Source organism: Pseudomonas sp. VA159-2 (assembly GCF_024126635.1).
Lineage (GTDB): Bacteria > Pseudomonadota > Gammaproteobacteria > Pseudomonadales > Pseudomonadaceae > Aquipseudomonas > Aquipseudomonas muyukensis.
This window is the reverse complement of the sequence record NZ_JAMYBV010000050.1, coordinates 1-15,035: the sequence shown is the minus strand read 5'-3', so window position 1 is coordinate 15,035 and position 15,035 is coordinate 1. Positions and strand designations below refer to the sequence as shown.

General features: G+C 64.5%; 10 protein-coding genes. 8 read left to right on the top strand and 2 right to left on the bottom strand.

From position 1 onward, the window contains the following. Window positions 1-3,642: immunoglobulin-like domain-containing protein (locus NJG22_RS24110; RefSeq protein ID WP_253098417.1), on the top strand; the 3,642-nt coding region annotated here is incomplete at its 5' end. A 161-nt stretch (window positions 3,643-3,803) separates the two neighbouring features. Next, a complete protein-coding gene (locus NJG22_RS24105; protein ID WP_253098419.1) occupies window positions 3,804-4,145 on the top strand; it encodes a tryptophan synthase subunit beta in 342 nt (113 codons plus the stop codon). Between the two features lie 76 nt (window positions 4,146-4,221). Here the strand turns inward: NJG22_RS24105 and lapD are convergent, their stop codons facing one another. Together lapD and lapG are read right to left on the bottom strand one after the other, a co-directional pair. Continuing rightward, window positions 4,222-6,168 carry a cyclic di-GMP receptor LapD gene (lapD, locus tag NJG22_RS24100; RefSeq protein WP_253098415.1) on the bottom strand — a complete coding sequence of 649 codons (1,947 nt, stop codon included), beginning with the start codon at window positions 6,166-6,168 and terminating at the stop codon, window positions 4,222-4,224. Window positions 6,169-6,178: 10 nt separating this feature from the next. Further along, complete coding sequence (lapG, locus tag NJG22_RS24095; protein WP_253098413.1) at window positions 6,179-6,880, bottom strand: cysteine protease LapG; 702 nt, start codon at window positions 6,878-6,880, stop codon at window positions 6,179-6,181. A 270-nt stretch (window positions 6,881-7,150) separates the two neighbouring features. Here lapG and NJG22_RS24090 point away from each other — a divergent pair, with 270 nt between their 5' ends. The 6 genes from NJG22_RS24090 (at window position 7,151) to NJG22_RS24065 (ending at window position 14,722) form a co-directional block, all read left to right on the top strand. Continuing rightward, the gene (locus NJG22_RS24090; protein WP_253098411.1) at window positions 7,151-7,843 is read left to right on the top strand and encodes a GntR family transcriptional regulator; all 693 of its coding nucleotides are present in this window, start codon (window positions 7,151-7,153) and stop codon (window positions 7,841-7,843) included. A 61-nt stretch (window positions 7,844-7,904) separates the two neighbouring features. Further along, window positions 7,905-8,480, top strand: coding sequence for a hypothetical protein (locus tag NJG22_RS24085; RefSeq protein WP_253098409.1), 576 nt, complete (start codon window positions 7,905-7,907; stop codon window positions 8,478-8,480). A gap of 603 nt (window positions 8,481-9,083) precedes the next feature. Then, window positions 9,084-9,860, top strand: coding sequence for a DUF3050 domain-containing protein (locus tag NJG22_RS24080; protein ID WP_253098407.1), 777 nt, complete (start codon window positions 9,084-9,086; stop codon window positions 9,858-9,860). After that, complete coding sequence (locus NJG22_RS24075; protein ID WP_253098405.1) at window positions 9,857-10,786, top strand: diiron oxygenase; 930 nt, start codon at window positions 9,857-9,859, stop codon at window positions 10,784-10,786. The genes NJG22_RS24080 and NJG22_RS24075 overlap by 4 nt, the downstream gene beginning before the upstream one ends. A 10-nt stretch (window positions 10,787-10,796) precedes the next feature. After that, the gene (locus NJG22_RS24070) at window positions 10,797-14,225 is read left to right on the top strand and encodes an amino acid adenylation domain-containing protein (RefSeq protein WP_253098403.1); all 3,429 of its coding nucleotides are present in this window, start codon (window positions 10,797-10,799) and stop codon (window positions 14,223-14,225) included. A 29-nt stretch (window positions 14,226-14,254) separates the two neighbouring features. After that, on the top strand, window positions 14,255-14,722 hold the full coding sequence (locus NJG22_RS24065; protein ID WP_253098401.1) for an SRPBCC family protein: 468 nt from the start codon (window positions 14,255-14,257) through the stop codon (window positions 14,720-14,722). The last annotated feature ends 313 nt before the right edge of the window (window positions 14,723-15,035 follow it).

The window sequence follows — 15,035 nt, the reverse complement described above, 5'->3', positions numbered from 1 at the left end:
AGTGAAGTCGTGGCCACCCTGAGCGCCGACAAGGCCACCGTCACTGAAGGCGGGCAGATCACCTACACCGTGACCCTGAGCAACGCCCAAGGCCTGTCGGTCACCGGCCACAATGGCCTGACCTTCACCCTCACCGATGGCACCAAGGTGACCATCCCGGCCGGCAGCGCCAGCGGCACCTTCACCATTACCGCCAAGGACGACCCGTACCTCGGCGGCCAGCCGAACATCGTCAACAAGATCGAGTCGGTCATCGGCGGCGACAACTTCGAGAAGCTGAGCCTGGGTAGCAACACCGTCACCACCACCGTCACCGACGAACCGGCCGGCCAGGGCGACCTGACCACCGTCGGCATCAGCGGCGACACCTCGGTGGTCGAAGGCGATACCGCCCACTACAACCTGACCCTGAGCAACCCGTCGAAGTCCGAGGTGACCATCACCTTGACCTACAGCGGCACCGCCACCGACGGCCAGGACTTCACCGGTGTGGTCACCGTGAAGATCCCGGCTGGCAGCAGCGGCACCAGCTTCGACATCAAGACCATCGACGACAAGCTGGTCGAAGGCTCGGAGAACTTCACGGTCAAGATCAGCGGCGCCAGCGGCGGCGGCTTCGAGAACCTGCAGGTCGACGCCGGCAAGTCCAGCGTCACCACCACCATCATCGACAACGACCACGCCCCGGTCGCGACCGGCGGCGCGGTGACCGGCACCGAAGACACCGACTACGTGTTCCAGTGGGGTGACTTCAACGTCAGCGACGCCGATGGCAACACCGGCCTGGCCGTGACCATCAGCAAGCTGCCGGACCTGGGCAGCCTGAAGTTCTTCAACGGCACCTCGTGGGTCGATGTGTCGCTGAACCAGACCGTCAGCCAGGCTGACATCGCCGCCGGCAAGCTGAAGTTCGTGCCGCTGGCCAACCAGTCGGGTATCGACGGCTATGGCGGTAGCGGCGTGGGCAACAAGCAGGCCGACTACGCGCAGCTCAAGTACAAGCCCAACGACGGCACCAACCTGGGCAATGAAGCGACGCTGAAGGTCGATATCCGCCCGGTGGCCGACAAGCCCGACCTGAACATCGCCAGCAACGATGTCAACTCGATCGGCCTGGTCCGGGAAACCTGGAACAGCCTCACCGGCCTGGGCAGCAATGGCAACGGCATCTCCGGCGATACGCTGAAGAACGTGTTCGCCAACTCCGGCAGTGCCAGCAAGACCGAGACAGTCAGCGGCGTCGACTCGAGCAGTAACGTCACCCCAGGCAGCGGCTCGAAGACCTCCGGCCTGATCTACCTGGAAGCCGGCAAGACCTATGCCTTCACCGGTACCGCCGATGACAGCCTGCAGATCGTCATCGGCGGCAAGAACGTCGCCAGCGGCATCTGGGGCTCGGCCAGCGGCGCGATCTCCGGCAGCTTCACCCCGACCACCAGCGGTTACTACACCCTGGAGATCTACAACGCCAACCAGGCCGGCCCCGGCAGCCTGGACGTCAACATCCGGGTCAACAATGGCGCGGCCATGGACCTGAACAGCTCGAACATCCCGCTGTACCCGAGCGTCAACGACCTGAGCAACGCCGGCGTGAGCGTGTCCGACCTGCACGGCAGCAACGGCCAGGGCTACTACGACGGCTACAAGCTCAACGAAGGCAGCGAGAACGGCGCGCCGGTCAAGCTGGTGGGTATCAGCACCAACCTGACCGACACCGATGGTTCCGAGAGCCTGAACGTCAAGCTCGGCGGCATCCCGGCAGGCTCGGTGCTGTCCGATGGCGCCGGCCACACCGTCACCGTCGGCAAGGACGCGGTGGACGTCACCGGCTGGAACCTGGGCAGCCTGACCATCAAGCCACCGGCCTACTACCACGGCCAGTTCGACGTGAAGGTCACCTCGACCTCCAGCGAAAGCGTTGGCGGCAGCACCGCCACCAGCGAAGGCACGATCAAGGTCAACGTCTACCCGCAGAGCTACAACACCAGCAACCTGTCGTCCGACAACGACAGCGTCGTCGGCACCGACGGCAACGACATCGTCGTCTCGGACGTCGCCGGGCTGCACGTGGTGCCCGGCCAGAACTACAACCTGGCATTCATCGTCGACACCTCCGGCAGCATGGGCTCGTCGGGCGTGGACGCGGCGAAGAAGTCGCTGGAATCGGTGTTCAAGACCCTGGCGGCGAGCGTCAAGGGCGATGCCTCCGGGACGGTCAACATCCTGCTGGTGGACTTCGCCACCCAGGTCAAGAGCAGCGTCTCGGTGACCCTGAACGATGCAGGCCTGCAGCAGTTGCTCAACGCACTGAACAACCTGCGGGCCGACGGCGGCACCAACTACGAGGACGCGTTCAAGACCACCGCCAACTGGTTCCAGAACCTCAAGGACGGCGGCAGCACCGGCAGCAACCAGACGTTCTTCATCACCGATGGCAAGCCGACCTACCATCAGACCAACGAGAACCCCAACCCGACCCTGGGTACCTCGGGCATCACCCTGGATAGCTTCCTGGCGTCGATCAACTACAAGCCGGGCATGGCGTTCAACGGCTACATCGACAGCAGCAGCACCAACTACGTCAGCATCGACAATGCCGGCAACCTGCAGGTGCAGTACTACCGCAATGGCTGGAAGTATGGCGTATCCGGCGAATTGCACGCCGAAGGCAACGGCACCTATGAACTGTCGTCGCGTGGCGGCCTGGGCTACGACACCACCAGTGCCACCCAGAGCAACTCGCTGGACAGCTTCAAGCTGCTCTCGGGCCTGTCCACCGTCGAAGCCATCGGCCTCAACAACGGTGTCAACGCCAACGACCTGAAGCCGTTCGACTCCGACGGCAAGCCGCAGACCAACATCGACCCGAGCAAGCTGGCCGAGGCGATCCTCGGCCACACCGAAGTGACCAACCCGGGCAACGACACGGTCAATGGTGGCGACGGCAACGACATCATCTTCGGCGACCTGATGACCTTCAACGGCATCGCCGGGACCGGCGTCGAGGCGATCCAGGCCTATGTCGCCGGCAAGACCGGCGTCGCGACGGGCGATGTCGATGCGCGGGCGATGCACAAGTACATCACCGAGCACTACAGCGAGTTCGATATCTCACGCAGCAACGATGGCGCCGATACCCTGCTCGGCGGCAACGGCAACGACATCATCTTCGGCCAGGGTGGCAACGACTACATCGACGGCGGCAAGGGCAACGACATCCTGCTCGGCGGCGCCGGCAACGACACCCTGCTCGGCGGCGAAGGCAACGACATCCTCATCGGCGGCAAGGGCGACGACATCCTCATCGGCGGTACCGGTGCCGATACCTTCGTGTGGAAGGCCGGCGACCTGGGCAAGGACGTGATCAAGGACTTCAACGTCACGGAAGGCGACCGCCTCGACCTGAGCGACTTGCTCCAGGGCGAGAAGGCCAGCACCATCGACAACTTCCTGAAGATCACCACGGTCGGCGGCGAGTCGACCCTGCAGGTCAGCACCGAGGGCAAGCTCAACGCCGCCGGTGGCCTGGCCAACGCCGACGTGACCATCAAGCTCGAGGGAGTGAACTGGTCGAACACCACGATCAATTCGTTGATCAGCGGTGCCGACCCGACCATCAAGATCGACAACTCCAACAGCTGATGCTGCCCCCCGGCGGCGGCCTGCAAGGGCCGTCGCCGCGGCGGTCGGGGTTCCCCAGCCAACGCTTCCCGCGCATACTCGTGCACCAGGCCAGCAGGCCTGGTGAACTTTGCCTATGCTGCTGACACCAAGAAGGAATCATCGTGACGAGGGATCACGCCATGTACTACGTGCAACGCAACCACCAGGGTCAGTTGCAGCGGGTAGAGGCCGCCGAGTTTTCCGGATTCAACGAAATGCTGCCGGCCGATCATGTCGAGATCCAGGCGTGGTTCGCCGACGACGTCGTGGAAAACAGCCTCAAGCAGCTCAAGCAGAGCGACCTGGACATGATCCGGGTGCTGGAGGACCTGATCGAGGTGCTCACCGCCAAGGGCGTTTTCAGTATCACCGACCTGCCTCCGGGCGCCCAGGCCAAGTTGCTCAACCGCTCCAGCGCGCGCAAGGCGCTGGGCAGCCTGAACAACCTGATCGAGGAAGACGAGGAAGGCGGGTTGATCTGAGCGGCCCGACCCACCAGCGCGCCGCCTCCCACAGCATCACGCAGGAGCCGGCTTGCCGGCGAACACACCCTGGCGTTCAACGCCAGGGCGCAGGCTCACCCACCAACTGCCCCTGAATTCCCTGCACGCCCATCTCGCGCAGCACCTTCAGTTCCCCTTCGGTCTCGACCCGCTCGGCAATCAGCGGCAGGTCGATGCTGTGCGCCGCACGCTGGATGGCCTCGATGAACAGGCGCTTGTGCCGCTCGTGGTCGATGTTGCGGATATAACCGCCGTCGATCTTCAGGTAGGCCAGCCCCAGGTGGGCAAGGTTGCCGATCATGCTGAAGCGCCCGCCAAAACGCTGCAGCGCCAGGCTGAAGCCCAGCCCGCGCAGGCGCCGGGTCAGTTGCTCGAGCACCGACTGCTCGGGCAGTTGCTCCTCGCCGATCTCGAAGGTCAAGCGCGCCCCGAGTGCATTGTGCTGGCCCAGCAGTTCATAGACCCGCTGCAACGCCTTGGGGTCGGCCAGGGTCGCGGCGGACAGGTTCAGCGCCAGCGACTCGCCATGCCCCTGCAAGTGCCTGAGGACCTTCTCCAGCACCAGCAGGTCCAGGCGCGCCATCCAGCCGAAACGCTCCAGCCAGGGCAGGAAACGCCCCGCCGCCAAGGCTTGGCCCTCGGCATCGTGCAGGCGTGAGATGACCTTGTAGTGCAGCACCTTGTCCGGCACCTTGCTGTCCACCACCGGCTGGAAGAACAGCTCGAACTGCCCCTTGGCCAGCGCCTGGTCCAGGCGCGTGTGCCAGGCATGGTGGCTGTCGGCGGCCTGGCCTGCGGCGCCCTGCTCCAGGCATACCCAGCCCGGCTCCGGCTGGCTCTCGGCGCGGGCCAGGGCTTCGTCGGCGAGCTTGAGCAGCGCCTGTGGCGCATCCCCCGGGCTATAGGGGGCCAGGCCGATGCAGGCCACCGGGTCGACATCGCTGGCGCCGGTTTCATGCAGGCTCTGCAAGGTGGCCTCCAGGGCCTGGGCCAGCTGGATCGCCTCGTCATGGACCATGCCCGGTGCCAGCACGGCGAACTCGCCGCCGCGGCTACGGGTGATCAGGTCGTTGGTTTCAGGAAAATTGGCACAGGTGCGCCGCAGTTGCTCCCCCACCGCTTGCAGCAGCTGGTCGGTGCGCTGGCCACCCAGGCGGGCGTTGAGGCCGGCCAGGTCCTGCACCCGCAGTAACAGCAGGTAGCCGGCGCGGGCTTCCTCCAGGTTACTGACACGGGCATTGAGCTGCATCTCGAAGTAACGACGGTTGGCCAAGCCGGTAAGGCTGTCCTGGTACGACTCGGTGCGTAGCTTTTCGCTGCGCTCGGCCTGCTCGGTGAACAGTGCCTTGAGCTTCTCGACCATCTGGTTCATCGCCTGCACCACCCGGCGCAGTTCAGGCGTGCGTGGCAACTCCGGCAGGCTCAGGAACTCACGCCGGGCGATGGCGTGGGACTGCGCCACCATGTAGTCCAGCGGCCGCAACTGGCGGCGCAGCAGCAGCGCACCCAGCACCGCGCTCACCGCGCCGCACAGCAGCAACCAGCCAAGGCTGCCCAGGGCGCTCTGCCACAGCTTGGCCAGGGCGAACATCGGGTGGCTGATCACCTCGACCCGCGCTGCCTGCTGCCAGCCGCGGCTGACGATGGCATCGCCACCGGCCGGCTCCAGGCCGATCAGGTGGATGAACCAACCCGGCACGCCCCCCGTGTCGGGTTCGGCATGACGCTCGACCAGCACGGCATTGGAGTCCAGGTCGATGACCTTGATACTGGAGTAGTAGCCACTGTCGAAGATCGAGCTGACCATCAGCTCGACCATCGCCGGGTCGTCGATGTTCGGCGTCAGCGACAGCGCCAGCGCGGTGGCCGCATCCTGGGCATGGGAGCGCAGCTGGTTGACGTACTGGCTGCGCGAGCTCTCCAGGCTGACCATGAAGCTGCCACTGAAGGCGACCACCAGGAACAGGCAAATGGCTAGCAGCAATTGTTTGAACAGTGACATCTGTGCTCCTTCAGTAAACCGGTTCGGCCGGGAACCCTTCGGCCTGCATTTTCTTCAGCAAGTCCTGCCAGCGCGACAGGCGCTTGGTGTCGCCGACCTTCTTGTTGCCCGCAGCGCCGGTCAGCCACAGGCCTTCGCCGTTGAAGGCATAGACCGGCAGCAGGTCGGTACGCTGGCTGGCCGGCCTGATCGCGTCCATCAGGCTGTCGAGCACCAGCGGCTGGGCCTGTGGGTTTGAATAATAGGTCAGGACCATGTGCGCGCGGTTCTGGCGCAGGGCCTTGACGTAGGTGATGCGCAGTTTTTCCGCGGGGATGCCCATGCGCCGCAGGCTGAAGTACTTGGCGATGGCGTAGTCTTCGCAGTCGCCGGCGCCCTTGATCAGCGACTGGACCGGCGTGGCCCAGTAGTCGACCTCATGCCACAGGTCGATGTCCTCGACATAACGCAGCTGCTTGTTGAAGAACAGGTTGACCACTTGCAACTGCTCCAGCTCGCTCCCTTGCTTCTGGGTCGCCAGCAGGTTCTGCCAGGCGTCGATCCGCCCCTGGCCCGCGCCCAGCGGGCCGTACAACGCCTGGGCGCGGCGGCTGATCTGGGAGAAGTCCCAATCCGCCTGCGTGCCGCCCAGCAGCAGGCAGCCCAGCAGCAGGGCCAGCCCGAGACGGCGCGCGGTCGCATGGAAGGTCCAGGGTATCGCCACTGCGGGCACCTGTTCTGATCATTCGAAAGCAGCGATGGTGCGGGCAGCGGCAAGAAAAGACAATGGCACCGTGCGATCATGCCGCCAACTGTCGGCAAACCCGCTTCGCACAAGGTCTGACGGCCTTGTCTGGCTTCACAAGGCTGCCGACTTGCTTCACGATAGCCGCGTTTTGCGATCACGCTGCGACGCCGCCGCCGATCAATCCGTTTGACAAGGGCCCCCCACCCTCACTAGGGTTATTGGATCCAATATTGACGTTGCCGAGGCGAACCCCGCGTGGCTGACAAACCCAAACTCCTGAGCACCGTGCTGGGCAGCGAACAGGTGCCGGCGCACCTGGCCCGCGGTGTCATCGAAGAGCGCCTGCGCAGCGCCATCCTCGACGGTCGCCTGCCGCCCGGCACCGCCCTGCGCCAGCAGGAGCTGGCGACCCTGTTCGGTGTCAGCCGCATGCCGGTGCGCGAGGCGCTGCGCCAGCTCGAGGCCCAGTCGCTGCTGCAGGTGGTGATGCACAAGGGCGCCGTGGTCGCCCCCTTGATCGGTGAAGACGCCGTCGACACCTATGCCCTGCGCGTGATTCTCGAAACCGAAGCGCTGCGCCAATCGATTCCCTTGCTCGACGCCGAGGATATCGCCCAGGCCAGGGACTTCATCCGCCAGCTGGAAACCGAGACCCGCCACGCCGAAATTGGCCGGCTCAATCGCTTGCTGCACATGGCCCTCTACCGCAAGGCGCACAACCAGAAGCTGCTGCGCATGATCGAGGTCGAACTCAACGAGGAAGAACGCTTCCTGCGCTTCCACCTGTCCTCGATGGGCCTGGGCAAGCTGACCCAGGATGACCACATCGCCCTGGTCGATGCCGCCAGCGACAAACTCGTGGACGAAGCCGTCACCTTGTTGGAGGCGCACCTGAACAACGCCGCCCGCACCATTCGCAACTACCTCGATCGGCAAGCGGCCAACTGATCCCATTCGGCGGCCATGCCGCCCAAGGTCGGACGATCCGGCATAAGGAACGGCAGTGCACGTGCAGACGCGACAGCAATCCTCGACCGAAACACCGTCCAGGGTCCGCCTGATCTGCCTGGCCTGTACCCGACAGCAGCTTATCCAGTACCGCACCTGGGCGCGCACCCTCAGCGACCCCATCGAACTGGTCGCGGTCGACGTACCCGCCACGGTCATGCCCGGCGCACTCGACCCGACGCAACCGGCCAGCGAGCAGGCCAAGACCCTGGCCGAGCACTTGCAGCCCTACCTGGCGCAGCCCCACGCCCTGTTCGGCCAACACCAAGGGGCTCATGTCGCCCTGGCCCTGACCCATCTGGCCCAGGGTAGCTACCCTGGGCAGACCCGGCATTTGTTTGTTTCAAGCTGTGACAGCCCGGCATACACCGCCACAGGCCTAGCCCACCCGGCCCTGCAGGTGCCGATCACCGTGCTCTACCCCCAGGGGGCTTTGGCCGCCATGCTCGGCTGGCACAGCCAGGCCCGACGCGCGCTGGAGTTCATCGAGATGCCGGCCGGCACGGTCGACTCATCAATGCTCAACCAGCGCCTGGTGCGCATCTTCAACACCCACCTCGGGCTGCTCGGCTTGTAGGCCCATTACCGACGCTGAACCGGCGATTTCGGGCATTTGCGCTGCTTGGCCTGTTGCAGGCCATGGCAGTGCCAGCATTTTGAGCACACTCTACTCTCCCGCAGCGGCCGCTGATCATCAGTAACGGGCCTGGCCGCCTGCGCCCTCATTCACCTGCAGAAGGACTCTGGCACCGGGCAAGGACCGCAAGCGATCAGCCGCCCCTGAATAATCACGCCCCCCAAACTCCGTTTATCAGTGCTCCGAGTGAGGCATTCACTCTGCGTCCGAATTTTCTGATAGTTAATTATCGGAAGGAGCACTTATTGCCAAAATAAAACTAATCAACTGTTTTATTCGGACAACTATTATTTTAAAAAAGCGCACATCATAAATAGTTTAAAAAACAATTGCAGCGCACTTCAAAGTTGATCTAACTTTTATATCGCCAAGCACGGGCGGCCCGGATACTCCGTGGTTCCTGGCCTACAGACAGCCCTGCGGCCCTTGCAGCCTGTTCGTCATCGAAACTTAGTTCGAGGCATCTGTTCGCCCCGAACTTGAGGGGCGCACAGGTTGCACGGTCATCCAGAACCCTGAAACCCGATAACAACGGACCTTTTCATGAACCCTTTGAAGCGCACACTTTCCGACAAGAAACTTAAACTTTCCCGCCACCCATTGTTTTCCGAAATCGACTCGTTGCCGACCTTGCAGCGGTTCATGGAAACCCATGTATTCGCCGTCTGGGACTTCATGTCGCTGACCAAGCGACTGCAACAGGAACTGACCTGTGTCAGCCTGCCCTGGCTGCCCCCGGCCGATCCCGCCGCCGCTCGTCTGATCAACGAAATCGTGCTGGGTGAAGAGTCGGACGATCGTCTCGACCATGGTCACTACAGCCATTTCGAGCTGTACCTGGATGCCATGCGCGAGGTTGGCGCCAGCACCGTGGCCATCGAGCGATTCATCAACCTCCAGCAGCAGGGCGTCGCTGCCCACGAAGCGCTGCAACGCGCCGGTGCCAGCGAGGCGGCGCAACGCTTCGTCCGCGATACCCTGGAAACCGCCCTGCAGGCCCCGGCCCATCGCGTCGCCGCCGCGTTCCTGCATGGCCGGGAAAGCGTCATCCCGATGATGTTCCAGCAGATTCTCGACGAATGGGGCATCGGCAACGACCAGGCACCGACATTCCGTTACTACCTGCAGCGCCACATCGAGGTCGACTCCGAGGATCACGGCCCCGCCGCCGAACAGTTGCTGGACCGCCTGGTCGCTGGCGACCCGCAGCGCCAGGAAGACGTCTATGCCGCCGCCATCGCCGCCGTGGACAGCCGCATGGCCCTGTGGGACCGGCTGCGAGCCACGTTGCAGGCGCCGGTCGCCGAGGTCGCGCCATGAATGCGTTCGACTACCGTTCCTTCGCCGACGCCTGGGAAGAGCGCGCGACCATCCGCACCCGCCCACGGCGGCGGGTGGAGGATGACCAGAGGCTGATCTACCCGCTCAGCCGCCAGCCCCTGGTACTGGGCGCCACCTTCCAGCGCGAGTGCCCGCACCTGCGCGATTTCGTCCTGGTACAGAGCCTCTACAAGTTCATCAACGACGTGGTGATCTTCGAGACCGAAATCGTCGACCGCACAGCCCGGCGCATCGCCAAGGACCGCTTCGCCGTACGCTTTCCGTTCGCCTGCCGCTACGACGCCATGACCGTGGTCGTCGACGAGGACTACCACGCCCTGGTGGCCATGGACTTCCTCCAGCAGACCATCGCCCTGACCGGCGTGGAGCCCATCGCCCTGCCCCAGGAGATCGAGCTCAGCCGCGCCATCCCAGCCGCGCTGGAGCAAGTGCCCGAGACCCTGCGGGACGCCCTGGAGCTGATCTGCGTGGGGATTGCCGAAAACACCCTGACCGACGATGTCGCGGCCTTCGCCCGCGACGATTCGGTCAAGCCCTCGGTGAAGGGCTTGATGGCCGACCACCTGCTCGACGAAGGCCGTCACTCGAGCTTCTGGGCCAGGCTGACGCGCCTGTATTGGCAGTCCGCAGCCGAAGCCGATCGCCAGGCCATCGCCGCGGTACTGCCAGTGTTCCTGCGCCAGTACCTGACCAGCGATATCCAGCAGGCCTTCGACTGCGCCCTTATCGCCGCGTTGCCGGTGCACGAGTCGGTGCGTCAGGCCCTGCGCGAGGAAGCGCAGGCGCTGGCCTACCCGATCAACCACCAGCATCCGCTGCTGGGTAACATCCTGCGCTTCTTCCGCGCCAGCAGCATGCTCGAGTCGCCCTGCGTGCAAGACGCGCTGCGCGACTACCTGCCCTGAGGATCCCGACATGAGACGCCTCGACATACTCCTGGTGGGGACCAGCCCCACCCTTGGCCTGCTGGCCCAGACCCTCGACGCGCACGGCCACGGCGTTACCCAGGCCGACAGTGGCGACGCCCTGCGCCAACAGCTGGCGACCGCGCCGAGCCTGATGGTGGAGGACGGCAGCCTGGCCCTGGCCAGTGGCGACTGGCAGCCGCTGGGGCCTGCCCCCTTGCTCCGCCTGCGCCTGGGTGCCAGCTTCAGCAACACCCTGCCGCGCCTGGAGACCCTGTGCTGGTGCGGCAATGCCAGCGCTCAGCGCCTGATTGGTCGTGCGCCGGTGGCCTCCCCGGCCTCTGGCAACGGCCAGCAACTGCGTGAGGCTGCGCAACAGGTCTTGGCCGAACAGCTGGCGCTGCACGTCACCCGTTTCGCCCGCAATCCGCAATACCTGCAAGAGGCCCCCACGGTCGGCCCCGGCGAGCAGGAACGCGAACATGGCCTGGACTGGCTCGAAGCCCTGGCCTACCGCCACCCGTTCAACCGCACGCTGCGTGCCGACCTGTTGGAAAGCGCCGAGGCTGGCCTGGTCGACCAGTTGCAACGCAGCCTGTGGCAACAGGCACAGCGTCCGGCGCTGAACCAGGACGGCCAGCGCTACAGCTACCGGCAACTGCATGCACGGGCGTTGGGTATCCAGCGTGCCCTGCTGCCGCTGCTGCCTGGCGGGACGAATGCGCCTGTGGTCGCCGTGTGCATGGACAAGTCGCCCGCGCTTTACGCCAGCCTGCTGGCGGTGCTGGGCAGCGCCGCCATCTACCTGCCGCTGGATCCGGCCACGCCAGCCGAACGGCGGCAGCGCATCCTCGCCGACGCCGGTGCCTGCGTGCTGCTTCACGATGGCCAGCAGCCTGTGGATATCTTGCAACTGGATGTGCGTAACCTGGCTGACGCCACAGAAACCGAGCTGCCCAGCCTGGCCCTGCGCGATACAGCGCCAGATCACCCTTGCGTGGCGATCTATACCTCCGGCACCACCGGCCAGCCCAAGGGCGTGCTGCTCAGCCAGCGCAACCTGACGCATTTCATGGCCTGGTACCGGGAGCATGTGGCGTTGGATAACCAGGCCCGGGTCCTGCAATTCTCCACCATCGGCTTCGATGCCTCTCTGCTGGACATCCTGCCGACCTTTGCCTGTGCTGCCGAACTGGTGCTGCCCAGCGAGGATCAACGGCGCGACCCACAACGCCTGCTGCAACTTATCCACAGCCAGGAAATCACGCATGCCTTCCTGCCACCGGCCCTGTTGAGCATCCTGCCGCGCGATACCCACCTGGGCCTGCGTCACTTGATTACCGGAGGGGATGTCTGTGAGCCCGAAGTCATCGCCCGCTTATCCGGGCAGTGTCGGCTGCACAACATCTATGGGCCGACCGAGACAACCGTGCTGGCGACCACCCGGGTGTTCGCCGCTGGCGACAGCAACCGTGACCTCGGGATGCCCATCGCCAACACCCAGGTGCTGATCCTCGACCCCGAGCTGCGGCCAGTGCTGCAGCAGGCACCCGGCGAGTTGTACATCAGCGGTCCAGGTGTCGGCCTCGGCTACCTGAACAACCCCAGCCTCAGCGCCGAGCGCTTCGTCGAGCTCGAACTGCCGGATGGCCGTCGGTTGCGCGCCTATCGCACGGGCGATATCGGCAAGTGGGGCGAACACGGCATCGAAATATGCGGGCGGCGCGACAACCAGGTGAAGATCCGTGGCTTTCGCGTCGAGCCTGAGGAGATCGAGCACTGCCTGCGCGATAGCCGCCTGTACGCCCAGGTGGCGGTGGTGATCGACGATCAGCGTCGGGTACTGGCGTTCGTCGCCCACCCCGAGTGCGACGCTGCCGCGCAGCGCTTGCGCGAGCACGCCGAACGGCAGTTGCCCGACTACATGCGCCCGATGTTCTACCAGGTGCTGGAGCACATGCCCTACACCGCCAATGGCAAGGTCGACCGCCAGAGCCTGGCACTGCGCCCCTTGGCACTGCCGGGCAGCCAGCGCCTGGCACCACGGACCGCGACCGAGCAGCGCCTGGCAGGCCTGTGGAGCACGCTGCTGGAGCTGCCAGAGACTGACATTTCCTGCGACGACAGCTTCTTCAACCTTGGCGGCCACTCGATCCTGCTGTCGCGCTTGTTGCTGGAGATTCGTCAGCAGTTCGGCCGGGGCGTGGCAATCAACCGGTTCATCGAGCAGCCAACCCTGCAACGCCTGGGAGCGCTGCTCGATGGCGAAGACGCAGGCACGAGTACGTCGTTGGCGCGTCTTGAGGAGGATGCCAATCGCGCGCTCAACCTGCAGGTGCTGCCGGTGGATCGCCTGGGCGATGTGCACAAGGTGATCGTCACCGGGGCCAATAGCTTCCTCGGTGTACACCTGGTCGAAGCCTTGCTGGACTGGGGGGCCAGCGAAGTGGCCTGCCTGGTCCGGCGTGGCGACGGGGTGTCGGCGGACGAACGCTTCGCCCAGGCGCTGCGCGACAACCACATCACCCTGGATCTGGGCCGCGTGCGGGTGTTCGAGGCCGACCTGCGCAAGCCGCGCCTGGGGCTTGTCCAGGCCGACTACGACTACCTGGATAACGGCTATGGCGCCTTGCTGCACAACGCGGCCCAGGTCAACCATGTGCTCGACTACCAGGTGCTGGCGGCCGACAACATCGAGCCGCTGTTCGAGTGTCTGCGCTTGTGCGAAGGGCGGCGCAAGAAGATCTTCAACTTCGTCTCGACTTTGTCTGCCTGCAGCGCGGTCGACCCCGACGGGCGCGTGCTGGAAGCAGATCCGGCGCCGACCCCGCCCATCTACATCCGCAATGGCTACAACCTGAGCAAGTGGGTCGGCGAGCGCATCCTCAGCCGTGCTCGCGAGCAGGGCGTGTGGGTCAACCTGTTCCGCCCCGGCAACATCACCTTCGACAGCCGCACCGGCGCCTGCCAACCCCAGCGCAACCGCCTGATGCTGATGCTCAAGGGGTCGTTGCAACTGGGGCAGGTGCCAGGCCTTGAGATCGACTTCGACCTCATGCCCGTGGACTTCCTGGCCCGCTTCATCGCCTTCCACGGCAGCCGCCACCAGAGCGGCCACTGTGTGTTCAACCTGCACAACCCCGAGCCGCTGCGTTGGCGTGACTACCTGGCATCGTTTCGCGCCCAGGGCCATGCCTTCGAGCTGGTCAGTGTCGAGCAGTGGCAATGCCAGTTGCGCCGGGTCGACCGCGACAACGCGCTGTACGACGTCCTGGGCTTCTATCTGGACGGCTTCGAGGAAGACATCGGCGACATCTCTGGCATCGCCCATGACAACGCCCGTGCTGGCGTGTTGCGCATGGGTACTCACTACCCCAGCAAAAGCCCCGAGCTGCTTGGCCGCGGCTGCCGCTACCTGGCCGATATCGGCTTTATCTGATCTTTTAAACCCAACAGGAGCACTACGACATGCAAGCATGCAAACCCGATACCCTGATCCGCAACCCACAAGGCTGCCAGGTGGTGTCCAGCGTTGAGATCGCCGCACCGGCCGCCAGTGTGTGGAACATCGTCGGCAACTTTGCCGGCTTCCCGGTATTCATCCCTGCCTTGGCGCATATCGAAATGACAGGCCAAGGCGTGCGTTCGGTGCGCAAGAAGCTGTTCAAAGATGGCAACGTGGTGATCGAGCAGTTGAACTCGCGGGATGACCAGGCCATGAACATGACCTGGAGCCTGATCTACACCAGCCTGAACATCGGCAACCTGTGGGCGGCCATGGAAGTGGCGGTGGTCGATGGCAATCGCAGCCGCGCCACCTGGATGATCCAGGCCGAGCCATGGGAAGGCGGGCCCGAAGCGCTGCCGGGGTTCCAGGCGTTCCTGCAGGGGTTCGCTGATGAAGCCATGGGCAATGTGCGTAACCTGTTGAGCTGATAGCGTCAGTAGGCAGGCAGAAACAACAAGGCCGCTCCCACCGGGAGCGGCCTTTTTTGTTTCTCAAGCAGACGCCACGGCCATGGCCTTGCGTCATGCCTGCGGCCTGTAGGAGCCAGCCTTGCTGGCGAACCAGGCGACGCGATTTTCCTGGAGGACCGTAGCTGCAGGTTCTGCGGCCGCTGCGCGCCCGATCGCGACACAAGGCCGCTCCTACAGGGAGCGCACATGCCTGGGTTTTTGCGCCACAAAGACAAAACCCCTACCTGCTCACGCAGATAGGGGTTTTGCGAAATGAATCTTGACGATGACC